This window comes from Nocardiopsis sp. NPDC055551 (assembly GCF_053619415.1).
The window spans coordinates 251120-272980 of record NZ_JBSHJJ010000011.1 but is presented as its reverse complement, the minus strand read 5'-3'; the positions used below and the strand labels follow the sequence as shown (position 1 = coordinate 272980).

Sequence of the window (21861 nt, the reverse complement as noted above, 5' to 3'; positions counted from 1 at the left end):
GGAGTTCGACCCGGTCACCGAACGCGCGTTGGGCAACCACCCGCAGGCCTACTCGCATCTGGGCCTGATCCGCTGCGCCCAACTCCTGGACCGGTAACCTCGGGGCGTCCCGCGTATCGGGGCGTCCAGTCCCGGTCCCCGTCCCCCAGGAGACTTGTGTCCGCCCCCCGCAAGGCCCTGATCGTCACCGTCGCCCTGACCCTGTCCGTCATCGGTCTGAAGTTCCTGGTGCCGTTGGTGGCCCCGATCATTCCGGCCGACCGCCCCCACGAGTTCGCCAACGGCCTGGGCATACGGCTCTTGAGCATCGGGCACGAGGGGAATCGCGTGACCTGGTACAACGAGATCCGCAACGGCACGGGTTCCGACATCACCCTGAACCTGACCTCCACCTGCCGTCACGGCCGACCACCACAGGAATCGGGCCCCTCCGGTACCTCCCTGGAAGGTGCGGAGAGCATCGTTATCCCCTGGGGGCAAACCCACGGTTGGTCGGAGTCCTGTCCCTCCCCGGACTCGGGACGCTGGTGGATGTACACGATGCGTTTGAGCGACCCGACCGGTGAACACCGCTTTCCACCGCTGACTCTGGCCGGCCGCGCCCATTGAGGGTCTGCCTGGGGGATTGGTGCTGTGGGTGGGGCGCCTGGGGTCGGGAGCCCTGGGGTTGTCGGGCGTTCCTCGGGTCTCTTGTGTGGCGCCTGAGCTGGGGAGCCCTGGGGTTGTCGGGCGGGGAAGGAGGGAGAACCCACCCCCACCCCGCCCAACAACCTCAAGGTTCTCTAGCCGAGGCGCCCTACCAACACACCCGCCACACACCCGAACGCCGGCAGGCCCTACCTAGGTTCCCGCCTTCGCCCCGCCCCGTTCGGTCCCATCCAGTCCCATCCCATCCAGTCCGGTTCCGCTTCTCCCTGTCCAACCCCCAGCCCCCAAGCTCTCAAGCCCTCACCTCAACCTGAGCGGCGCAGACGCCAGGCCAGCGGTTGCTCCTCGTCGTGGTCCGCCCCCAATTCAGCGAATCGGGAACGCACCCGCGCACCACCCAACTTGCCGCGTTCCAGATGAATGGTCCCGCCGGTGGTCTCCACCGCGTGGCGCACGATGTCCAGGCCCAGCCCGGTCGAACCACCCCCACTGCTGCCGCGTCGCAACGCCGCGGTCGGATCGCCAAAGCCCGGTCCGGCGTCCTCCACCAGCAACGAAACCCATCCCGCGTGCCCCACCACGGTCACCGCGAACGGGCTTCCGGCCGGGGTGTAGCGGAACACGTTGCCCACCAGGGCGTCCAGCACCGCGACGCCTTCCTCCCTTCCGAGGGCGACCCGAGTCGGGTGCGGTGGCAGGTCCACCTCCACCTCGCGCTCCTGGTCCTCGGCCAGCACCGACCAGAACCCCATCCGGTCGAGGACGACCTCTGACAGGTCGCACTCGGCCACTCCCGCTCCGGCCCCCGTCGCCTCACCCTCGGCTCCAACCCCGCCTTCCGTGTCCTCCTCGACCTCCCTCGGGCGCACGTTGCGGATGATCTCGTCCACGTCGCGTTCCATGACGGCCACGGCCCCGCGAATGCGTTCGCCCTCCGCGCCGGGTAGGGACTCGGTGTCCAGGCGCAGCGCCGTCAACGGGGTGCGGAGTCGGTGCGAGACGTCCGCTGCCATCTCGCGTTCCTTGGCCAGCAGGTCCTGCACCCGCTCGCCGATCGAGTTGATGGACTCTCCCAGCACCACGAGGTCGCGCGGGCCGCTCACCCTGATGCGGGCGTTCAATCGCCCGTGCCCGATCGCCACCGCGGTTCGCGCCAGTTCGCGTAGCGCCCGACGTGAGGGGGCGCTCAGCCGGTCGGTCAGCGCCACCGCGCCGATGACCACCAGCGCCGCCACCGGCACCGACCACCCCAGGCTTCGTCCGAGGGCGGCGGCCACCTCACCACCGGGCCGGAACACCTCCACCACCGCCGGTTCGCCCTCCGGTGTCCGAGTGCCCACCAGGAGGGCCCGGCCACCCTCGACCCGGACCTCCCGAACCCGCTCGGAAACGGCGCCCTCGCCGGCTCCGACGCCTCCGCCCCCGAGAGCCGCCACGTCCTCGTCCCCCGCCCGGCTGGCTCCCACCGTGTCCCCTCCGGGCAGGTGCACCGCCAGGTGTCCCTCGGCCCCGGCCGGGGTGGAGGCCACCAGTTCGCGCAATACCTCGGGTTCGGCGTCGACCGTGACCACGGCCGCCACCAGGTCCGCCTGGGTGCGCGCCTCCACCGCCGAGCGGTCGGCGGTCTCCTGCCACGCCCACAACGCGGCACCGGCCAACACTCCCGACGCCACCAGTGACGCCACCAGAGCGGCGGTCCGTGCCAGCAGTCCTCTCACCGGGGAGCCTCCAGCTTCAGCCCCACTCCGCGCACGGTGTGCAGGTACCGGGGCCGGCTCGCGCTCTCCCCGAGTTTGCGGCGCAGCCAGGACATGTGCACGTCGATGGTCTGGTCGTGGCCCACGTAGGGGTGTTCGTGCCAGACGGCCTCCACGAGTTCGCGCCGGGTCACCACCCGCCCCTGGTGTTCGGCCAGGTAGGCGAGCAGGTCGAACTCGCGCCGGGACAGCGCCAAGGTCTTCCCCGCCAGGGTCGCCCGACGTTGGGCCAGGCTGATGCACAGCTCGCCCACGGTCAGTTCGCTCTGCTCGGCAGCGTCGGCCCCGCCCCGGGAGGTACGTCGCAGCAGCGCGTTCATCCGGGCCGCCAACTGGGCGCTGGAGAAGGGTTTGACCACGTAGTCGTCGGCCCCGTCGTTGAGCAGCCGCACGATCGAGGGTTCGTCGGCGCGCGCGGTCGCCACGATCACCGGAACGTCACTGTGGCCGCGCAGCATGCGCAACGCCGAGGCCCCGTCCAGGTCGGGCAGGCCAAGGTCCAGGATGACCAGGTCGGGTTCGTGTTCGGCGGCCTGCCTGAGCGCGTCCAAGGCGGTGCCGACCGGGAACACCACGTGTCCCAGTCCGCGCAGCGCCCGCACCAGGGCGTCACGCACCATCCGGTCGTCCTCGACCAGCAACACGGTTGCCATGCGGACACGGTAACGAACGGGAAAGACCGCCGCGACGGTCCGAGACCACCTGGACCCCGAATCGAGATGAGGAGGAAGCGGAGTTGAGGCTTCCTTGGGCGGAGGTCCCATTACTGTCTTGGCAGACGGCCGGCGGTGGCCCGCGTCACATCCCATCGGCCCGGCCCTGACCCACAGGGGGCGTCGATCGGGCGCCCGTCGTTCGGAGGTGTCGTGGCGGAGATCGTGATCGAGGGCCTGGGCAAGGTCTACCCGGACGGAACCCGCGCCGTGGACGACCTCTCCCTGGAGGTCCAGGATGGGGAGTTCCTGGTGTTGGTGGGTCCCTCCGGCTGTGGCAAGACCACCGCTCTGCGCATGCTCGCCGGCCTGGAGAGCGTCTCCGAGGGCACGATCCGTATCGGCGGCCGTGTCGTCGACGACGTGCCCGCCCGTGACCGAGACGTCGCCATGGTCTTTCAGTCCTACGCCCTCTACCCGCACCTGAACGTCTACGAGAACATCGCCTTCGGGTTGCGACTGCGCAAGGTCCCCAAGGCGGAGATCGATCGTCTGGTGCGCGAGGTCGCCGAGGTCCTGCGGCTGGAGGAGCACCTCACCCGCAAACCCGGAAACCTCTCCGGCGGTCAGCGCCAGCGCGTGGCCATGGGCCGCGCCATCGTCCGTGAACCCAGGGCCTTCCTCATGGACGAGCCCCTCTCCAACCTGGACGCCAAGCTCCGCGTGCAGGTGCGCGCCCAGATCGCCCGCATCCAGCGCGATCTCGGTGTCACCACCGTCTACGTCACCCACGACCAGACCGAGGCGATGACCCTCGGCGACCGGGTCGCGGTGATGAAGCGCGGCGTCCTACAGCAGGTCGGTCCGCCCCAGGAGCTCTACGATCACCCCGACAACCTGTTCGTCGCCGGTTTCGTGGGTTCTCCCGGCATGAACCTGATGTGCGTGGAACTCACCGAGGACGACGGCCGGTTCCGCGTTCACATCGGCGATCAGACCCTCGACCTCCCCGACGCCCTGCTGCATCGCCGCCCGGCCCTGCGCGATCACGCGAACCAGAAGGTGGTCGTGGGCATCCGACCCGAGGACATGGAGGACGCCGGGATCGTCGGCGCCGCCGCGGGGGCCACCCTCACCTCCGTCGCCGACCTCGTGGAGGCCATGGGCTCCGACGTCCTGGTGCACTTTCCCCTGGACGCGCCGCCCATGGTCTCCGAGGACACCCGTGAACTCGCCCGCGACGCCGGTGTCGACGAGACCCTCCCCGCCGTCGATCACGGCGTCGTGTGCGTGGGCCGCTTCAGCCCTCGCACCCACGTGTTCGAGGGGCAGGTCATCACCGTCGCCGTGGACACCGACCGCATCCACTTCTTCGACCCGGTCACGGGCATCGCGATCGACCACTCCTAGAGGAGTATCCCCTATGCGCCCCCCAACCCCCCGCCCCTCAAACCCCCGTCCCCGCTCTCGACCCCTCACCCGCACCGCCACGGCCCTGCTCACCCTCGGCCTGACCACCACCGCCTGTAGCGACGGCGGGGGCCTCCCCGCCGACTCCGACCTGGCCGGGCAACACCTGGAGATCGTGGGCCCCTGGGCGGGCGACGAACAGCGGGCCTTCGAACGCGTCCTCGCCGTCTTCGAGGAACGAACCGGTGTCACGGTCTCCTACAGCGGCGCCGGCGACGACCTCCAGACCCTCCTACAGACCCGCATCCAGGGCGGCGACGAACCGGACGTCGCGCTCATCCCACAGGCCGGCCTCATCGAACACTTCGCCGACGAAGGGGCGCTCGTCCCCCTCACCACCGACGTCGTCGACACCCTCGATGCGAACATGGCCGGCGCCTGGACCGGGTTCGGCTCGGTGGACGGCACCCCCTACGGCGTCTACCTCAAGATCGCCGACAAATCCCTGGTCTGGTACAACGACGCGCTCTTCACCGAGATCGGCGCCGTGCCCCCTCGGACCTGGGACGAGTTCCTCGAACTCTCCAACGACCTCGCCGACATCGGCGTCAGCCCGCTGTCCATCGCCGGCGCCGACGGCTGGGTGCTCACCGACTGGTTCGAGAACGTCTACCTGCGCACCGCCGGCCCCCGGATGTACGACCGGCTCGGCCGACACGAGATCCCCTGGACCGACCCCAGCGTGGAGGTCGCCCTGGAGACCCTGGCCCAGGTCTGGGGCCAGGACCGCCTGATGTCGGGCGGCCGCGGCGGCGCGCTCCAGACCGACTTCCCCACCTCGGTGGTGGACGTCTACAGCGACGACCCCGACGCCGCCATGGTGGCGGGCGCCGACTTCATCGGCGGGGTGGTCACCGCGGGCACCAACGCCACCGTCGGCGACGACGCCCGGGTCTTCCCCTTCCCTCCCATGGAAGAGGGGGACGACTCCGTGGTCGTGGCCGGTGACGCCGCCGTGGCCATGAACGATCGCGCGGCCACCATGGAACTACTGCGTTTCCTGGCCGGCGCCGACGCCTCGGGGGAGTGGGCCGCCATCGGCGGGTTCGTCTCGCCCAACCGGCACCTGACCGCTGACGACTACGCCGACCCGGTCACCGGCCAAGTCGCCGAGCGGGTCGTCCGGGCCGGTGACGGTGTGCGCTTCGACCTGTCGGACCAACAGCCCACCGTGTTCGGTGCCACCGTCGGCGACGGCATGTGGCAGACCCTCCAGGACTTCCTACGCGACCCCTCCGACGTGGAGGGGACCATGTCGCGCCTGGAAGAGGAGGCCACCCACGCGTACGGCGAAGGATGAGCATGCCCCACGACCTCCCCCCGGACCCTGCCGACCACCGCGCCTCCCGGCCGCGCCGCGTCTTGGGTCCGGCGATCCTGTTCCTGCTGCCCGCGCTGCTGTTCCTCGCCGTGTTCCTGCTCTACCCGGCCGCGTACTCGGTGGTGCGCAGCCTCTACGACGCCTCCGGCGCACGGTTCGTCGGGCTCGACAACTACGCCCACATGTTCACCGACGACCGCACGCTCACCGCGATCCGCAACACCGGGATCTGGGTGCTGGTCGCCCCCGCCCTGGTCACCGGGCTGGGGCTGATCCTCGCCGTCCTCACCGAACGCGTGCGCTGGGCGACCGCCTTCCGGGTCCTGCTGTTCATGCCCATGGCGATCTCCCTGTTCGCCTCCGGCATCGTCTTCCGGCTCGTCTACGACGAGAACCCCGACCGTGGCGTGGTGAACGCGGCGATGGTGAGCGTGCACGACGCCTTCACCTCACCTTCGGAGTACCCCGGCGCCGAACCGCGCGAGGCCTCCCTACGCCCCGACACCGCGCTCGGCGGCTTCACCGGCGCCCACACCCACGAACCCGGTCGGGTCGTCGAACTGCCCATGGTGGGGGTGCGCCCCGGCGACCTGCCCGAACAGGCCTCCCCGGCCTCCGTCCCCGAACCCGCCGACAGCGCGGTGCGGGGCGTGGTCTGGTTGGACGTGGCCCTGGACGGCGAGCCCGGCGCCCTCGACGACGGTGAGTACGGCATGCCCCGCATGACCGTGCAGGTGGTTCAGGACGGCCGGGTGGTCGCCTCCACCACCACCGGCGACGACGGCCGCTTCACCCTGCCCGAGACACCACCCGGCGAGTACACGATCCACCTGGCCGCCGACAACTTCACCGAACCCTTCCGCGGCCTGACCTGGCTGGGTCCCGCCCTGGTCACACCGGTGCTCATCTCCTCCTGGGTGTGGATCATGACCGGGTTCGCGGTCACCTTCATCGCCGCCGGACTGGCCGCCATCCCGCGCGACGCCCTCGAAGCCGCCCGGGTCGACGGGGCCACCGAATGGCAGGTGTTCCGCAAGGTCACCCTGCCGCTCCTGGGCCCCCTGCTGCTCGTGGTGTTCGTGACCCTGACGATCAACGTGCTGAAGATCTTCGACCTGGTGTTCGTCATCGTGCCCGGATCGGTGCAATCGGACGCCGGCGTCATCGCCCTGCGCATGTGGCAGGTCTCCTTCGGCGCGGGCGGCGACCAAGGCGTGGGCAGCGCACTCGTGGTCCTGCTCATGGTCCTGGTCCTGCCGATCATGTACTTCAACATCCGCCGGTTCCGGCGGGAGCGCCCATGACCACCCCGGCCAAGAAGTCGCCCTCGGTCGTCGAGGTATCCGTCACCGGCGCCCAGCGTCGCGGCCCGGCCGCGCGTCTGGTCGGTGCCCTGGGATCGGGCGCCCTGCGATTCCTCCTGATCATCGTGGCGCTGTTCTGGATGGTCCCTCTCTTGGGCCTGTCCCTGGTGTCACTGCGCTCGGGGGCCGACAACACCAACAGCGGCTGGTGGACGGCCCTGGTCAAGCCCACCGAACTGACCCTGGCCAACTACCAGGGTCTGGTCCAGGACGGCGTCGTCCTCCGCTCGTTCCTCAACACCGTCTACATCTCGGTGCCGTCCACCCTCCTGGTCGTGGGGATCGGCGCGATGGCCGCCTACGCCCTGGTGTGGTTGGACTTCCCCGGACGCGACTGGATCATGGTCGCCGTCGTGGGCCTGCTGGTGCTGCCGGTCCAGGCGGCCCTGATCCCCATCTCCCGGCTCTACGGGGCCCTGGGCGTCTTCGGTTCCATCACCGGCGCCGTCCTGTTCCACGTGGCCTTCGGACTGCCCTTCGCGGTGTTCCTACTGCGCAACTTCTTCGTGGGCATCCCCCGCGACCTGCTCGAAGCGGCCCGTATGGACGGGGCCCGCGAGTGGCGGATCTTCCGCAAGGTGGTCCTGCCGGTGTCCCGGCCCGCCCTGGCCTCCCTCGCGGTCTTCCAGTTCCTGTGGGTGTGGAACGACATGCTCGTCGCCCTGGTGCTCACCAGTCCGGATTCGGCACCGCTGACCGTGGCGCTGCGCTCCGATCTGCGCCAGTTCGGCACCAACGTCGACGTCCTGGCCTCGGGCGCGCTCTTGTCCATGCTGGTGCCACTGCTGGTCTTCTTCGTCTTCCAACGTCACTTCGTGCAGGGCGCGTTCGCCGCCTCCCCCAGATGAGGCCGCCTCAGAAGAGGCCGCGCCGAAGTCAGGGTGGTGGTGGCTCCGGGGCGCGTTCGCCGGCCATCCACAGGCCCAGGGCGTGCCGGTCCACCAGGACCATCCCGTCGCCGGCCTCGCTCACCGCCTCCGCGGTGAACCCGTTCGAGGCGACGAACATCCCTAGGTAGCCGCGGTGGCTTCCGGCCAGCGCGCCCAGGAACGCCCGCACCTCGTTGGGTGGAACCGGTTTGCGCCAACGCTTGCACTGCACGGCCAACGCCCTACCGTCGGGGGTCTGCGCGCGCAGGTCCACTCCACCGTCTGAGGCTCCACCGACCACCGTCACCCGGGTGTACCCGTGAGTGCGCAGCAGCCGCGCCACGTACCGCTCGAACTCGATCCCCGACATCGTGTCGATCCCGGCGATCGCGGTGCGCGAGACGATCCACCGTTCCCGGGCCAGGCGCAGCCGCGACCACACCCACCAGCCCGCCGCGGTCGCCGCGAGCAGGGCCACCACACCGACGAACAGCCACACGAGTGGGCGATCGGCGTTGTCCCGCAACCACCCCAGCCCCAGCAGGAGCACCACCAGCGCCAGTGGCAGCGAACCACGCACCCACCGGACCCACCGTCGTCCGCGCACGCGCCGCCCGCGTCGACTCCGTCGTACGGTCACGTTCCTCCCAGGGGGTGGGGACAAGGGTGGCAGACATAGCGGGGCACATCCTCGCACGGGGCGCCGACATTTCCGGGGCGGGCCCCAAGGACGCGGGACCGGACCGTCCCCGCGCACTGCCACAATGGCCCAGGCGTGGTGTTCGCACACGGGGGTGCGGACCGCGAGCCACGAGACACGGGGGTGGAAGCTGTGGTCGAACGCGCGGCGCTGGATCTGGACGCGCTCGCCGTCAGCGACCGCTTCCGCCTGTTCAACTTCACCCGGCGCGACGACCACGTCACCTACCTGTGGGTCCTGCGCGCCGTGGACCGGCGCCGCGAGGTCCACCAGGTCCAGGTCGGCGCGCACGAGGTCGAGTCGACCCTACGCGAGCTCGCCGCGCACCACCCCGACGCCCCCGTCATGGACGCCCCCGGTCTGCGCCGCCGTCTCGACGAACTCGCCACCGACGGCGTCGTGCACCGGTTCGACGACGCCTCCCGCGCCGGCAGCCTGGCCGGCTACCGCAACCGCCAGTCCGTCTACCAGTTCAGCGAACTCGGCTACCGCGCCTACCGGGCCGTCGAAGGGGTCCTGGGCGCGCGCGTGGAGGATGTCAACCTCTCCCGCCTGGTCTTCTCCGACGTGCTGGAGGACCTCGGCGCCCTGTCAGAGGCCAACCGCACCGGCCGTGTCGAGGACGTCTACCGTCGCCTGTCCCGCCTGGACTCGGTCATGGAGGACATGGGGCGCCGCTCCGCCCAGTTCCACGTCACCCTGGGGGAGATCCTGCGCTCCACGGAGGCCTCGCCCGAGGTCTTCCTGCGCCACAAGAACGCCCTGCTCGTCCACATGTCCGACTTCATGGCCGAACTGGATCGCTACCTGCCCCGTCTGGACCAAGCCGTCCACGAGGTCGAGGCCACCGGCCTGATCACCCTGCTCTCCCGCGCCGCCGACGCCGACGAACGCCTGTTCATGGACCGTTCCGAACGCCTGGAGGACTGGCACCGCCGCTGGCGGGCCCTGCGCGCCTGGTTCGCCACCGAGGGCGGGACGCCCACCCGGGCCGCCGAACTCGGGCAGGCCACCCGCTCGGCCGTCTCCGGTGTGGTCGCGCTCCTGCGCCAGATCACCGAGGCCCAACGCGGCGGCGTCAACCGCTCCACCCAACTGCGCCACCTGGCCGCCTGGGTGTTCGACACCCCCGACGACGGCGCCGCCCACGCCCTCATGGGCGCCGCCTTCAACACCCGCTCCGCCCGCCACCTGGGCGTGGCCCACGAGGACGGCGACGAGTTCTCCCCCTCCGACTCCTGGCACGACGCCGCCGGGGTGGAGGTCTCGGTCACCCTGTTCCGCAACGACCGCTCGCCCTCCCCGGGCGTGCCCAAACCGGTCCGCCGGGACCGGGGCGCCCGCACCGAACTGCGCCGCCGCCAACGCGAGGACCGCGAGACCGAACGCGCCTCCGCGCGACGCCTGGTCGAGGACGGCGCGCACGAGCGCGTCCTGGACGACAGCGACACCCGCGTCCTGCTGCGCCTGGTCACCAAGGCCCTGGAATCCCGGTCCGTGGTCGCCGGACGCCTGAGTTCGGCCACCGGAGACGACGCCGGAACCCTCGTGCGGCTCGTGCCCAGCGACCAGGGCGCCACCGTGCGCACCGTCCAGGGCGACCTCCACCTGCCCGGGTTCCGCCTCGAACTCGCCACCAGGAGGGGGAAGTGATGGCCAAGGCCACCCGCCCGCGCGTTCCGGACGTGGACCTGGGCACCTACCAACAGGCCGTGCGCCGCGTCCTGACCTGCGACGTCATCACCGCCGCCCGACCGCGCCCCGGCGTGCTCGACCAGGTCCTGTTCTGGGCCGACCAGATGGCCGAGGACCTGCGCGTCCTGTTCGGCTACCGGCTCATCGCCACCACCGACCACGTGCGGCTGGTACGCGAACTCGACCTGCTCGACCCCACCCAGCGCCAGGTCTTCGCGCGCAAGGGCAAGCCCTTCGACCGTCGACGCCTGGCCTACCTGTGCCTGGTCCTGGCCTCCTTCCAACGCTCGCAGGTCGAGATCAGCCTGGGTGACCTGGTCCGCCGCTTCACCCCCTCGGCCAACGACATCCAGGGCCTGGGCTACGACCCCACCGACTCCACCCACAAGGCCGCGCTGGTCGACGTGGCCCACTGGCTGCTGGAACGCGGCGCCCTGCACCTGTCCGACGGTTCGGTGGAGGCCTGGGCGCGTGGTGGCGAACACGCCGACGCCCTGTTCGACATCGATCATGAGATCTGCGAGATCCTCTTCCGCCCCAGCCGGCCGGTCCAGCACCTGCACAGCGCCGCCGGGCTCCTCGACGACCCCCTCGGCCCGGACGCCGCCCCCGAACGCGTGGCCCGGCGCGCCCGCCGCCTGCTGGTGGAGTACCCGGTGGTCTACTACTCCGACGTCGAACCCGAGGTCGCCGCCGCCCTGCGCACCAAGGGCCTGGTCACGGAGGTGGCGCGCCTGACCGGCCTCCAACCCGAACGCCGCGCCGAGGGCGTGCTGCTGGCCGACCCCACCGGGACCTTCACCGACCGCGCCTTCCCCGGCAGGGGAGGGGCGGTGACCCGCGCGTCCGGTCTGCTCCTGGCCCAGATCGCCGACCACTTCGAGGAGTCGTGGGCCGCCCTGACCCACCTGCCGGCGCCCGGGCCGCTGCACGAGCAGGTCGACCTGGTCGGTCGGGTCGACTCCGGGGTGCCGCGGGACGCGGTCGTGGCTGAACTCGCCTGGGACCGCTCCGAGGACCTGCCACACCCGGGCGAACCCGCCCCGGCGCCCCTGGTGGAGCGCGAACGCCTGGAGGAGATGGTCGCCGACCTGTTCGAGGAGTTCGGCGCCGCCTCCTTCACCGTCGCCTGGCAGCGCGACCCCCACGGTCTGCTCGACGCGGCGCTGGACCTGCTGTCCGCCTTGTCGCTGGTGCGTCCGGTCCCGGGCGGGGTCCTGGTCACCCCGGCCGCGCTGCGCTACCGCAACATCCGCGGGGCACTGCCCGAACGCCCCGACACCGGCCTGCTGCCCTTCGGCCCCATCGAACCGACGGCCGAACCCATCGCCGAGACCATGCCCGAACCAGGAACCGAGGACACCGCACCATGATCCGCAGGAGCGACCGTTTCCGACCCGAGCGGGCGGGGATCGTCAACATCTGGGACTACCTCGACGAGGAGTTCGTCTTCGCCGACGGGCGTCTGGTGCTGCGCGGACACAACGGTTCGGGCAAGACCAAGGCGCTGGAGGTCCTGTTCCCCTTCATCCTGGACGGCTACACCGACGCCCGCCGGCTCGACCCCTTCAGCGGCCAGAACCGCACCATGAAGTCCAACCTGCTCTACCGGGGCGACGAGTCCGCCTACGGCTACGTGTGGATGGAGTTCGCCCGCGAACGCGACGAGACCGAGCACGCGGAGGCGGAGGGCGGGGACACCGAGACCGTCACCCTGATCATCGGTCTGCGCGCCCACCGGCACCGCGACGGCGTCACCCCCTCCTTCTTCGTCACCGACCAACGCCTGGGCGTGGACTTCGGGCTGCTGTCCACCGACGACCGCCCCCTCACCGAACGCCAGCTCAAGACCGCCCTGGGCGAGGACGCCCACCACAACAGCGCCGCCGACTACCGCCGCGCCGTGGACGCCCGCCTGTTCGGACTGGGCGACCGCTACGTCCAACTCCTGGACCTGCTGCTGGCCCTGCGCCGCCCCCTGCTGGCCAAGGACCTGGACCCCGAGAAGGTCTCGCACACCCTCACCGGTGGCCTGAGCCCCCTCGACGAGACCCTCGTCGACCAGGCGGCCCGCGACTTCGCCAACCTCTCCGCCGTCCAGAGCCGCTTCGCCGCAGCCAACGCCTCCCACGAGGCCGCCCGAGCCTTCGGCGACGTCTACTCCGACTACCTGGCCCTCAACGCGCGCCATCGACTGCTGCGGGTCGAGACCGCCACCGAACAGGCCGACGCCCACGCCCGCACCGTCGCCGACGCCGCGGAAGAACTCCTGCGGGCCTCCACCGACCGCGACCGGGCCCGCGCCAGGTCCGAGGAACTGGGCAAGCGCTCCGCCGAGCTGACCGCCGAACGCGACGCCCTACGACAGCACGACACCCTCCGCGACCAGCAGGCCCTCCAGGTCCGAAGGTCCGGCCAAGAGGAACGCGCCCGCCGCATCGCCACCCAGCAGAGCCGGGTGCGCGGCCAGGAGGAGGAGATCACCCGCCTGAGCGGTGAGGCGGGCCGCGTCTCCGACCGCCTCGACCGCGAACTCGCCCGTGCCGAGGAACTGCGCGTCGAACTCGTCGGCGCCGCCGAACGCTCCGGTATCGTCCACGACGCCGAGGGAGAGGTCGACACCGGCGACGACCTGCCAGAGACCGCCAAGGCCCGGGCGAGCGCCCGCCTCGACGACGTCCGAGCAGTCCGCGAACGCCTCCGCGACCAGGAACGCGCCGAGGAGGGCCGCCGCCGCGCCGAGACGGCCGCCTCCCGCTCCGAACAGACCCTCGGCGAACACGAGAGCGCCTGCGAAGCGGCCGAACACCACCTCGCCGAACGTCGCCGAGCGGTCGCCGGCGACCTGGACGCCTGGGCACGGCGCTGGGACGTCACCGGAACGGAGGGCCCCCAGACCCTGCGCGCCGCCCTGGACACCTACGGCGAACCCGGCACCCCCACCCTCGCCCAGGTCTTCGACGAACAGGTGCACGAACACCGGCTGGAGACGGCCGCCCACGTGCACACCCTGGAGGCCGAGCGCGAGAGCCTGGGTCGTGCACTCTTCGAGGCCAGGCGCGAACGCGACCACGTGGCCGCCGAACGCGACGACGCCCCACCCGCCGACCCGCTGCGCCCCGCACCCCGCACCGATCGGCCCGGCGCACCGCTGTGGCGGCTGGTCCGCTTCCGCGAGGACCTGCCCGCCGAACAGGGCGCCGCCATCGAGGGCGCCCTGCACGCCGCCGGGCTGCTCACCGCCTGGATCCACCCCGACCCCGACCTCACCCGGCAGGCCCTGGACGCGACCGAGGCCGACGCCCACCTGCTGCCCACCGGCGCGGCCCCGACCGGTCCGACCCTGGCCGACGTCCTGGTCCCCGAGACCCAGGAACACGTACCCACCGACGTCATCGCCGCCGTCCTGGCCGCCCTCCCCCTCACCGACGAAGATGCCACGGTCGGCGTGGACACCCGAGCCCGCTTCCGCCTGGGGCCACTGGTCGGCGCCCACCCCAAGCCCGTCGCCGAGTTCATCGGGGCCACCAACCGCGCCCAACGGCGCGGTGAACGCCTCTCCGCCTGCGACACCCGCATCGGCGAACTCACCCGTGAGTGCGCCGAACTCGACGACCGGCTCCTCCGGGCCGGCGAACGACTCCAGGACTTCGCCCACGCCCGCGTCGACCTGCCCGAGGCCACCGACGTCGCCAAGGCCGTGCGCGCCCTCGAACACCACTCCACCCTCCTGGCCTCCGTGCGCGGAGGCCGCGCCGAGGCCCGCCGTGAACTCGACGCCGCCATCGCCCAGGTGGAGGCCGAACGCCGCAAGGTCCGCGCCGTGGCCGCCGAACGCGCCATGCCCACTCGTGCCGAGGACGTCGACGCCGTCGCCGCCGCGCTCGACGCCTTCGCCGAGACCGCCCGCGCCCTGCACGGCGCCCGCGCCGACATCGCTGAGTACACCCGCGACCTCGACGAACGCCGCGACACCGTCACCCGGCTCACCGAAGCCCTCCAAGGCGACCGCGCCGAACTCGACCGAGGCCGGGCCGACCACGAACGCGAGACGGCCGAACTGGCCACGCTGGAGGCCGCCATCGACGCCCCGGCCCGCGAACTCCTCGACCGGCTCGAACACACCGAGTCCGAACTGCGCGAGGTCGGCGAACGACACCGCGACGCCGAGAAGGAGGCCTCCGACGCCCACGACCTGGCCGTTCGATCCGAAACACTGCGCGACAGCGGCGGCCGGTCGCTGACCGACGCCCTGGCCACACTCCTCGAACACACCGCCGCCCTCTCCGCGCTCACCCGACCCGCCGTGCGCGCGGTCCTGGACGTGGACACCTCTCGCACGTGGCCCGCCCCCGACCAGTGGCCGGCACCCGAGAAGGCGGCCGAACGCCTGCTCACCGGCGAGGTCGACTCGGTCCGTGACACCCTGCCCGGCGACGCCGCCGCGTTGATGGACGCCTTCACCGAACGCGTCGGCACCGCCAAGGTCACCGACGGCGAGCTCAAGAGCGCCGGAACCCGCATGTCCCAGGCCCTGCGCACCTTCCAGGAAGCGCTCGGCGGTGACGCCGAGGGCTACCGGGTCGACCACGAGGTCGGCGCCAGCGGCCTGGTCACCGTCCACGTCAACGACGAGAACGGACGCACCCCCGTCTCCGCCTTCACTCGCGCCGTGGCCGCACGCGTACAGGAACAGGGCGCGCTCCTGCGCGAGGAGGAACAGGGACTCCTGGAGGACGAACTGCTCGGGGGCATCGCCCAACAGATCCACGAACGCGTCCGCACCGCCAAACAATTGGTGCGCGCCATGGACCGCGACACCCGCGCCCGCCCCATGTCGTCGGGTACCCGGGTGGGCATCCGCTGGTCCCGCTCCGACGGACTCGGCGATCACCAGCGCAAGGCCGCCGAACTGGTCGGCCGCGACGGTGACGGCCTCGGCCCCCGCGGACTGGGAGAGCTGCGCGGCGTCCTGCGCCAGATGATCCGCGACTACCACGCCGCCCATCCCCGGGCCGGCCACAAACAGGTGCTGTCCGCCGTACTGGACTACCGCACCTGGTACCGGTTCGAGCTGCGCCTGGCCGTACCCGGCAAGGACGAGGTCACCCTCACCAAGAACAAGCACGAACAGATGTCCGGCGGCGAGAAGTCCGCCGCCATCCACCTGCCCCTGTTCGCCGCCGCCAACGCCCTCTACACCTCGGCCACCCCCACCTGCCCGCGCGTGGTCGCCCTCGACGAGGCCTTCGCCGGCATCGACGACCGCTACAAACCCGAACTCATGGGCCTTACCGTCACCTTCGACCTCGACATGTTCATGACCGGCCACGACCTGTGGGTGCACTACGACAGCGTCCCCATGGCCGCGCACTACGACATGCACCACGACAAGGCGAGCGGCACCGTCTCCGCACTGCTCATGCTCTGGGACGGCGAACAGACCCTGGACGCCGACGCCGGGTTCGCCGGCAACGAGGAACTCGCCGCGGAACTGCTCGGCATCACCCCGACCCGACACGTGCCCCGCTCCACCGCCGGAACCCTCCTGGCCGAGGCGGAGGCCGCCACATGAGGCCGGGCACGCTCCGACCGACCCTGGTGCTTCCACGCCCATCACCAGGGGAGTAACGTGCTGCCGGCCGGAAGGAAGCCCTCCGGACACCACGTGGGAAGAAGTACACGATGACGATCATCAAGCGGGTCGCCGACTTCGTCGGCAGGTGGTTCGCGCTCCTGGTCCTGCTGGGGGCCGTGGTGGGCCTGGCCGCACCGGCCCAGGCCTCCCTCATCGCCCCGCACGTGTCCCTGCTGCTCGGCGTCATCATGTTCGGCATGGGGCTGACGATGCGCCCGGCCGACTTCGCCATCGTCGCCAAACACCCGCGAGCCGTCGTGCTCGGTGTACTCGCCCAGTACACGATCATGCCGCTGCTGGGCTGGGGCATCGCCCACCTGCTGAACCTGCCGCCACAACTGGTGATCGGCATGATCCTGGTGGGGGCGTCCCCCGGCGGGACCGCCTCCAACGTCATCGTCTACCTGGCCCGCGGCAACGTCGCCCTGTCCGTGGCCATGACGTCGATCTCCACCATGCTCGCGCCGTTCGTCACCCCGCTCGTGGTGCTGGCCCTGGCCGGATCCACCCTGGACGTGTCCATCGCCGACATGTTCGTCTCCATCCTCCAGGTCGTCCTACTCCCGGTGGTGGCCGGCCTACTGCTGCGCACCTTCGCCGACCGCGCCGTGTCCAAGGTCCTGCCGGTACTGCCACTGGTGTCGGTCACCGGCATCGTGTTCGTCGTCGCCGGCATCGTGGGCGCCAACGCCGACGCGGTCCTGAGCACCGGACTCCTCCTGGGCCTGGCGGTCATCCTGCACAACACCCTGGGCCTGGGACTGGGCTACCTCGTGGGCGCGCTCGGCAAGCTGCCCGACACCTCCCGCCGCGCCCTGAGCGTGGAGGTGGGCATGCAGAACTCCGGGCTCGCCGCGACCCTGGGCGCCACCCACTTCGAGCCGCTCGCCGCCCTGCCCGGCGCCCTGTTCTCGGTCTGGCACAACCTGTCCGGCGCGCTGGTGGCCACCTACTGGGCGCGCAAGGAACCCAAGGACACCGACGAGCCGACCGAACCCGAACACGCCTGACCTCGTCGCTTGCCCGATCTCGGGCCCTCATGCCAGGCTCTGGCTCCGATCGTCCCCCGACCAGGAACGGAAAGAACCAAGGTGGGCAAGAAGAAGAGCAAGCGCAAGCCCGGCAAGGGGCGCACTGAAATCCATCGCGGCCCCACCCGCGACCCGGGTGCGACCGGAAACGTGGGCTGCTACTTCATCTTCGCGGCGATGCTGGTCATCGGTCTGATCGTGGTGCTCATGGAGGTCTTCGGCTGAAGTAGGAGGTCCTACCCCCGCGTCCGCCACGACACACGCCCGACCCCTGACCTCAACCGGACACGGGACGATCACGCGAAGTAGCCATGCGCTCACCCTTCCCCTGCCAGTCTGGGCACATGTTCGAGCGATTCCGTCTCTTCGCCCCGTGCTCCGGGCTCCTGTTGTTCACGCTGCTGTCCACCCCCGTCGTGTTGGTCGAACGCACCATCACTTGGGCGACCCTCCCGACCCCGCCCGGCCTCACCGCCCCGGCCACCTGCCCGGGCGTCCACCCGCGCATCCCCCGACCCCGCAAACCCCCGCACTGCCGCCACTGAACCCGGGAGAGAGCATGAAACCCAGAAGACCCATGCCCACCTGACCCCCAGGTGGGCCCGGACAGCCCGCTGACCCCCGTCAGTGACTGACGGGGGTACCAACTCGGGAGTCTGCCGGAGACACTCGGGGCTCTACGGACCGGATCGGCCCCGCCGCGATCGGGGCCCGTGGAGCCCCCGAACCCCGGGAGCCCCACACGTCCCGTCCCCCATTGGCTCACCAGGAAGGGGCGGGAACTACCCCGAGAATCCCAAGCAACCCGCGGGCCCGGTATCCCAAGGGTTTAGGACAGAAAACTTCCAAAAACCCAGAACCCGCCCCTGAACTGCGAAAACAAACCTTGGCCCGCGTTCCGGCGCGGGCCCTCAACCGCCCGACAGCGGCTCCGGCACCTCCACGCTGCTCATCCACCGAGCCAGGGCGTCCCGATCCACCAACACCATGTGCCCCTCGCCCTGCGTCGCGGCGGCCTCGGTGAAACCGGATGAGGACACGAAGACCCCCTCGTAGCCCTCGTAACCGCTGTGCAGTACACCGATGAACGCACGCACGTCGTTGGGCGGCACCGGGTGGTTCCACCGCTTGCACTGCACCACGACCTCCCGGCCGTCCGGAGCGCGCCCCACCACGTCCGCCCCGCCGTCGTCGGCGCCGCCCACCACGGTCACCGCCGTGTAGCCGCTCACCCGCATCAGCATGGCGACGTGCTCCTCGAACTCCACGCCCGTCATCAGGTCGACCTCGGACAGATCGACCCGCTCCAGGGCCCGGCGTTCCCTCGCCCGAAGCCACCGCCCGCGTATCCACCAGACCAGGAACGCGCCCACCAACGCGCCCGCCACCCACAACATCGGACGCGCCGCGCTCTGCGCCACCCACGCGCCCACCATCAGGGCCACGACCAGGGCGAGGATCACCGCGTGCCGGTGGCGCCACACCAGTCGCCACTCTCGGGGGCCGCGGCTCGCTTGGGTCTCGTCGTCTGGGGAGATGTCCGTCATGGAGGGCACCTTCCCGCTGTTCGGTCGACCTCACCGATCACCAACAGACACCGCTGTGTCCCTCACCACCACGCACCCCGAAAACCCTTGCCCTATATGGTCGCAATAAGGCTTGATGTCCTTTTCATCAGACGAGGGAGGCCGATCCATGAGCGAGCACCGCCGGATCCTGGACCGTGTGTACGCCCTGAAGAACCCCCAAGAGGCCGAGAGCGCCTACGACGAGTGGGCCGCCACCTACGAACACGACACCACCGAGGGCATGGGTTACGCCGCGCCCACCCTCGCCGCCGAACGCCTTCGCTCGCTGCTGGCCGACCGACCCGAGGCCGAGATCCTCGACGCGGGCTGCGGCACCGGCCTGGTCGGCGCTGCCCTGTCCGGCCACGGCTTCGAGGTCATCGACGGCTTCGACCTCTCCACGGCCATGCTCGACAAGGCCCGGGCCAAGGGCCTCTACCGCGACCTCGCCAAGGCCGACCTCACGCAACGCCTGCCCGCCGAGGACGACGCCTACGACGCGGTCATCTGCGTGGGCACCCTCACCGAAGGACACGTGGGCCCCGAGGCCTTCGACGAACTCGTGCGCGTCGCGCGCCCCGGCGCCCCCATCGTCGTCACCGTCCTGGATCGCATCTGGGAGCCCTCCGGCTACAAGGCCAAGGCCGAGGCCCTCGAAGAGGCCGGCCTCGCCCACCTGGAGGAGTCCACCCCGCAGAGCGTCTACCACGTCAAGGAGAACATCACCTGCAACCTGGTGGTCCTCCGCGCCCGCTGACCCCCGCCCTGCCCGCCGCCCACCAGGGCGGCGGGCCGTAACGGTCACTCAGTCGTCCAGGAACGGGTGCCCGAACTGCTCCAGGCGTGTCCGCGCCCGTCCCAACTCCTCCTCGGTGAACAACGGGGCGAACCTCGGTTGCAACACCAACGCCTCCACCGTCAGGTCCAGCCGACCCTTGTCCCACAGGTTCGCGAAGCCGTCCGAGACCGCGGGCGCCGCCAACAACTTGCGGGCCGTGCCGAGCGGCCCCAGATCCGACAGCATGCTCAGCAACGCCGAGGGCGTGTACCCCGCCTCGTTCTTGGAGCGCTCGTACAGACCCAGTATTTCCTTGCCGAAGTCGGTCGTCTCCGGGGCGGAGTCCTCCTCGGTCCACCCCTCGTCCAACCAGGAGGTCACCACCGGCATCTCCGTGGACGACTCACCGGAGGACTCCCGCCCCGCCCGCTCGACGTATCCCCACAGGGAGTCCACCGAGGTGAACACCTCGTACCCCAGCTCCTGCAACCGGGGCAGGTCGGCCTGGTCGGGATCCAGCTCCAACACCACCGGCTTGCCCAACCCCCGCTGCAACCCCTCCGGCCAGAACGCCTCCGCCTCGGCGATGACCTCGCCCCGCACCGGATCGCTGATCACCGTGTCCAGCTCGGGCTCGGCGTAACCCTCCTCCCGCAGGGCGTCCACCAGCTCGCGGATCCGCGCAGCCCGCGGGTCCACCGGCGCCTCGGGGGCCACCGTGAGGGGGGTCAGCTCGGTTGCCTCCTCGGCGACCGAGCCGTCGAGCAACTCCTCCAGGAAGGTGTTGGCCGCCTCCGCCAGCAGGGTCCGACGCGCCGCCAGAAAGTCCTGGTAGCGTTCGGGCCGCCACAGCTCCGGATCGCCGGGGATCCACTGTGAGGCCAACACCCCGGGATGCTCGGCCTCGGCCCGGACCAAGAACTCCCACGGCTCCGACCCGTACGCCCTCAGGTCCTCCTCCGAGTTCAGGAAGCAGAAGTTGGCGATGGAATCGGCCTTGCCGTCGGTGCCGCGCAACAGTTGCGTGGAGAACAGCGTGAACCGCCGCAACTGTGGCTCTTCACCGAGGGCCTCGGCCGTCAACGCCCGGCCCGTGACCAGGTCGCGCGCGTTCGAGGCCCGCACCAGCAGGTAGAGCAGCGGGTAGAAACGGCCGCCCTGGGTCCCCTCGAAGTCGTGCGGCTTGATCCGCAACGAACCGCTCCGGGCCCGTTTCAACGCGTTGATCAGCCCGTCCACCCCGCTCCGGGCGGCGGTCTCGTAGTCGCGTTGCAGGGTGGTCTCGGTCGTCGCGGTGTAGCGCGCCCACAGCGCCGACTGCATGTACCAGTACAGGACCTTGTCCTGGTGGGCACGGTCGTCGAAGGCGCCCCCGTTCTCCTCCAACAACCGGACCGCCACGGCGATCGAGGAGCGGCTCTTGAGGACACGGTCGTGGTCCAGCCCCAACCGGCCCCGAACCGCCTCCAGGAACGTGTCCGTGTGCTCGATCGACTTCTCCAGCGCGGAGCGGAACTCCTCGGCCCCCACCTTGCCCAGGTGATCGAACTGGGCCCGCCCCGTGGCCACCGCGTTGATCACGCGCAACAACCAGTCCAACGAGAACCGGTAACCGTCCTGCTGCCACCGGTCGATGGCGTCGCGCATCATGCGGCGCGCCTCCGGCCACTGGGCGCACACCTTGGCCAGCGCCAGGTCGCCCTTGGACAGCTTGGTGCCACCGGAGTTGACCCGGTTGAAGATCTCCACGACCTCTTCGATGTCCTTGTCGACACCGGTGATCTTCTCCTGGTGGAACTCCCTACCGGTCACCTGGTGCAGCTGGTTCAACCGGCTCAGGTAGACGGTGGTGCGGTCCGGGTGGGCCTCCTTCAACGACTCGAAGAAGTGGATGGGTCCCTGCGCGAACAGCTCGGTCACGCTCACCCACCGCGGATCTCCCGACATCTTGGTGGGCGCGTAGAACGCGAAGTCCTCCTCCTCGACGTTGAAGTACAGGCCGGTGAACGCCTTGGCGTCACCGTCGAAGAACCCCGGCGGGTCGCCCATGATCACCCCGTACAACGAGGTGATCCGCTGCTGTCCGTCCAACAACATGAGATACGGGCCATGGTTCGCCGAACCCCCGCGCGCCGACAGGTCCGGATCGGAGGTCTCCCACATGAGCAGACTGCCCACGGGATGTCCGCGGTAGATGGAACGCATCAGACCGCGCACCTGGTCCCGGTTCCAGACGTAACCTCGCTGGAACTCCGGCAACAACACGGTGCCTGTGTCGATCTGGTCGAGGAGCATGGACAGTTTCGCCATGGGCCGGTCTTTCTCGTCAGGGGTCGTCGTCAGGGTGCGGGGTTGTGGGGTGGGCAGGG

17 protein-coding genes are annotated in these 21861 nt (G+C 70.6%); 12 read left to right on the top strand and 5 right to left on the bottom strand.

Annotated elements, in window-relative coordinates; all coding sequences use genetic code 11:
- The first annotated feature begins 156 nt into the window (after positions 1 to 156).
- Positions 157 to 609: a hypothetical protein gene (locus tag ACWGSK_RS20875; RefSeq protein ID WP_452456513.1), complete on the top strand. Its 453-nt coding sequence runs from the start codon at positions 157 to 159 to the stop codon at positions 607 to 609.
- Between the two features lie 344 nt (positions 610 to 953).
- Here the strand turns inward: ACWGSK_RS20875 and ACWGSK_RS20870 are convergent, their stop codons facing one another.
- Positions 954 to 2366: a sensor histidine kinase gene (locus tag ACWGSK_RS20870; protein ID WP_358507968.1), complete on the bottom strand. Its 1413-nt coding sequence runs from the start codon at positions 2364 to 2366 to the stop codon at positions 954 to 956.
- The gene (locus tag ACWGSK_RS20865; RefSeq protein WP_452456512.1) at positions 2363 to 3058 is read right to left on the bottom strand and encodes a response regulator transcription factor; all 696 of its coding nucleotides are present in this window, start codon (positions 3056 to 3058) and stop codon (positions 2363 to 2365) included. Before ACWGSK_RS20865 ends, ACWGSK_RS20870 begins: the two co-directional genes overlap by 4 nt.
- 213 nt (positions 3059 to 3271) lie before the next feature.
- On the opposite strand from ACWGSK_RS20865, the gene ACWGSK_RS20860 reads away from it, so the two are divergent.
- The 4 genes from ACWGSK_RS20860 to ACWGSK_RS20845 are packed head-to-tail and all read left to right on the top strand — an operon-like array spanning position 3272 to position 8061.
- The gene (locus ACWGSK_RS20860; RefSeq protein ID WP_452456511.1) at positions 3272 to 4468 is read left to right on the top strand and encodes an ABC transporter ATP-binding protein; all 1197 of its coding nucleotides are present in this window, start codon (positions 3272 to 3274) and stop codon (positions 4466 to 4468) included.
- A 13-nt stretch (positions 4469 to 4481) separates the two neighbouring features.
- Positions 4482 to 5828, top strand: a complete 1347-nt coding sequence (locus ACWGSK_RS20855) for an ABC transporter substrate-binding protein (RefSeq protein WP_358507962.1) — start codon at positions 4482 to 4484, stop codon at positions 5826 to 5828.
- Between the two features lie 2 nt (positions 5829 to 5830).
- A complete protein-coding gene (locus tag ACWGSK_RS20850) occupies positions 5831 to 7153 on the top strand; it encodes an ABC transporter permease subunit (protein ID WP_358507961.1) in 1323 nt (440 codons plus the stop codon).
- Positions 7150 to 8061: a carbohydrate ABC transporter permease gene (locus tag ACWGSK_RS20845; RefSeq protein WP_358507959.1), complete on the top strand. Its 912-nt coding sequence runs from the start codon at positions 7150 to 7152 to the stop codon at positions 8059 to 8061. Before ACWGSK_RS20850 ends, ACWGSK_RS20845 begins: the two co-directional genes overlap by 4 nt.
- 28 nt (positions 8062 to 8089) lie before the next feature.
- On the opposite strand, the gene ACWGSK_RS20840 is transcribed toward ACWGSK_RS20845, so the two are convergent.
- The gene (locus ACWGSK_RS20840; RefSeq protein WP_358507976.1) at positions 8090 to 8662 is read right to left on the bottom strand and encodes a restriction endonuclease; all 573 of its coding nucleotides are present in this window, start codon (positions 8660 to 8662) and stop codon (positions 8090 to 8092) included.
- A 252-nt stretch (positions 8663 to 8914) separates the two neighbouring features.
- Here ACWGSK_RS20840 and ACWGSK_RS20835 point away from each other — a divergent pair, with 252 nt between their 5' ends.
- From ACWGSK_RS20835 to ACWGSK_RS20810, 6 genes are all read left to right on the top strand, one after another.
- Positions 8915 to 10435, top strand: a complete 1521-nt coding sequence (locus ACWGSK_RS20835; RefSeq protein ID WP_452456510.1) for a TIGR02677 family protein — start codon at positions 8915 to 8917, stop codon at positions 10433 to 10435.
- Positions 10435 to 11850: a DUF2398 family protein gene (locus ACWGSK_RS20830; RefSeq protein ID WP_452456509.1), complete on the top strand. Its 1416-nt coding sequence runs from the start codon at positions 10435 to 10437 to the stop codon at positions 11848 to 11850. Before ACWGSK_RS20835 ends, ACWGSK_RS20830 begins: the two co-directional genes overlap by 1 nt.
- Positions 11847 to 16052, top strand: coding sequence for a TIGR02680 family protein (locus ACWGSK_RS20825; RefSeq protein WP_358507953.1), 4206 nt, complete (start codon positions 11847 to 11849; stop codon positions 16050 to 16052). Before ACWGSK_RS20830 ends, ACWGSK_RS20825 begins: the two co-directional genes overlap by 4 nt.
- A 110-nt stretch (positions 16053 to 16162) precedes the next feature.
- On the top strand, positions 16163 to 17125 hold the full coding sequence (locus ACWGSK_RS20820; protein ID WP_358507952.1) for a bile acid:sodium symporter family protein: 963 nt from the start codon (positions 16163 to 16165) through the stop codon (positions 17123 to 17125).
- Positions 17126 to 17206: 81 nt separating this feature from the next.
- On the top strand, positions 17207 to 17371 hold the full coding sequence (locus tag ACWGSK_RS20815; RefSeq protein WP_358507951.1) for a hypothetical protein: 165 nt from the start codon (positions 17207 to 17209) through the stop codon (positions 17369 to 17371).
- A 119-nt stretch (positions 17372 to 17490) separates the two neighbouring features.
- Positions 17491 to 17691: a hypothetical protein gene (locus ACWGSK_RS20810; RefSeq protein WP_358507949.1), complete on the top strand. Its 201-nt coding sequence runs from the start codon at positions 17491 to 17493 to the stop codon at positions 17689 to 17691.
- Between the two features lie 366 nt (positions 17692 to 18057).
- On the opposite strand, the gene ACWGSK_RS20805 is transcribed toward ACWGSK_RS20810, so the two are convergent.
- Complete coding sequence (locus ACWGSK_RS20805) at positions 18058 to 18693, bottom strand: restriction endonuclease (protein ID WP_452456508.1); 636 nt, start codon at positions 18691 to 18693, stop codon at positions 18058 to 18060.
- 148 nt (positions 18694 to 18841) lie between these two features.
- Here ACWGSK_RS20805 and ACWGSK_RS20800 point away from each other — a divergent pair, with 148 nt between their 5' ends.
- A complete protein-coding gene (locus tag ACWGSK_RS20800) occupies positions 18842 to 19471 on the top strand; it encodes a class I SAM-dependent DNA methyltransferase (RefSeq protein ID WP_452456507.1) in 630 nt (209 codons plus the stop codon).
- 48 nt (positions 19472 to 19519) lie between these two features.
- Here the strand turns inward: ACWGSK_RS20800 and ACWGSK_RS20795 are convergent, their stop codons facing one another.
- On the bottom strand, positions 19520 to 21802 hold the full coding sequence (locus ACWGSK_RS20795) for a GmrSD restriction endonuclease domain-containing protein (protein ID WP_452456506.1): 2283 nt from the start codon (positions 21800 to 21802) through the stop codon (positions 19520 to 19522).
- Between the last annotated feature and the right edge of the window lie 59 nt (positions 21803 to 21861).

What these genes read in the sequence shown, in the direction of transcription:
- ACWGSK_RS20845 (WP_358507959.1), top strand. Translation starts at nt 7,150, where the DNA reads ATGACCACCCCGGCCAAGAAGTCGCCCTCGGTCGTCGAGGTATCCGTC.
- ACWGSK_RS20865 (WP_452456512.1), bottom strand. Translation starts at nt 3,058, where the DNA reads ATGGCAACCGTGTTGCTGGTCGAGGACGACCGGATGGTGCGTGACGCC.
- ACWGSK_RS20810 (WP_358507949.1), top strand. Translation starts at nt 17,491, where the DNA reads ATGTTCGAGCGATTCCGTCTCTTCGCCCCGTGCTCCGGGCTCCTGTTG.
- ACWGSK_RS20805 (WP_452456508.1), bottom strand. Translation starts at nt 18,693, where the DNA reads ATGACGGACATCTCCCCAGACGACGAGACCCAAGCGAGCCGCGGCCCC.
- ACWGSK_RS20850 (WP_358507961.1), top strand. Translation starts at nt 5,831, where the DNA reads ATGCCCCACGACCTCCCCCCGGACCCTGCCGACCACCGCGCCTCCCGG.
- ACWGSK_RS20825 (WP_358507953.1), top strand. Translation starts at nt 11,847, where the DNA reads ATGATCCGCAGGAGCGACCGTTTCCGACCCGAGCGGGCGGGGATCGTC.
- ACWGSK_RS20820 (WP_358507952.1), top strand. Translation starts at nt 16,163, where the DNA reads ATGACGATCATCAAGCGGGTCGCCGACTTCGTCGGCAGGTGGTTCGCG.
- ACWGSK_RS20800 (WP_452456507.1), top strand. Translation starts at nt 18,842, where the DNA reads ATGAGCGAGCACCGCCGGATCCTGGACCGTGTGTACGCCCTGAAGAAC.
- ACWGSK_RS20830 (WP_452456509.1), top strand. Translation starts at nt 10,435, where the DNA reads ATGGCCAAGGCCACCCGCCCGCGCGTTCCGGACGTGGACCTGGGCACC.
- ACWGSK_RS20855 (WP_358507962.1), top strand. Translation starts at nt 4,482, where the DNA reads ATGCGCCCCCCAACCCCCCGCCCCTCAAACCCCCGTCCCCGCTCTCGA.
- ACWGSK_RS20795 (WP_452456506.1), bottom strand. Translation starts at nt 21,802, where the DNA reads ATGGCGAAACTGTCCATGCTCCTCGACCAGATCGACACAGGCACCGTG.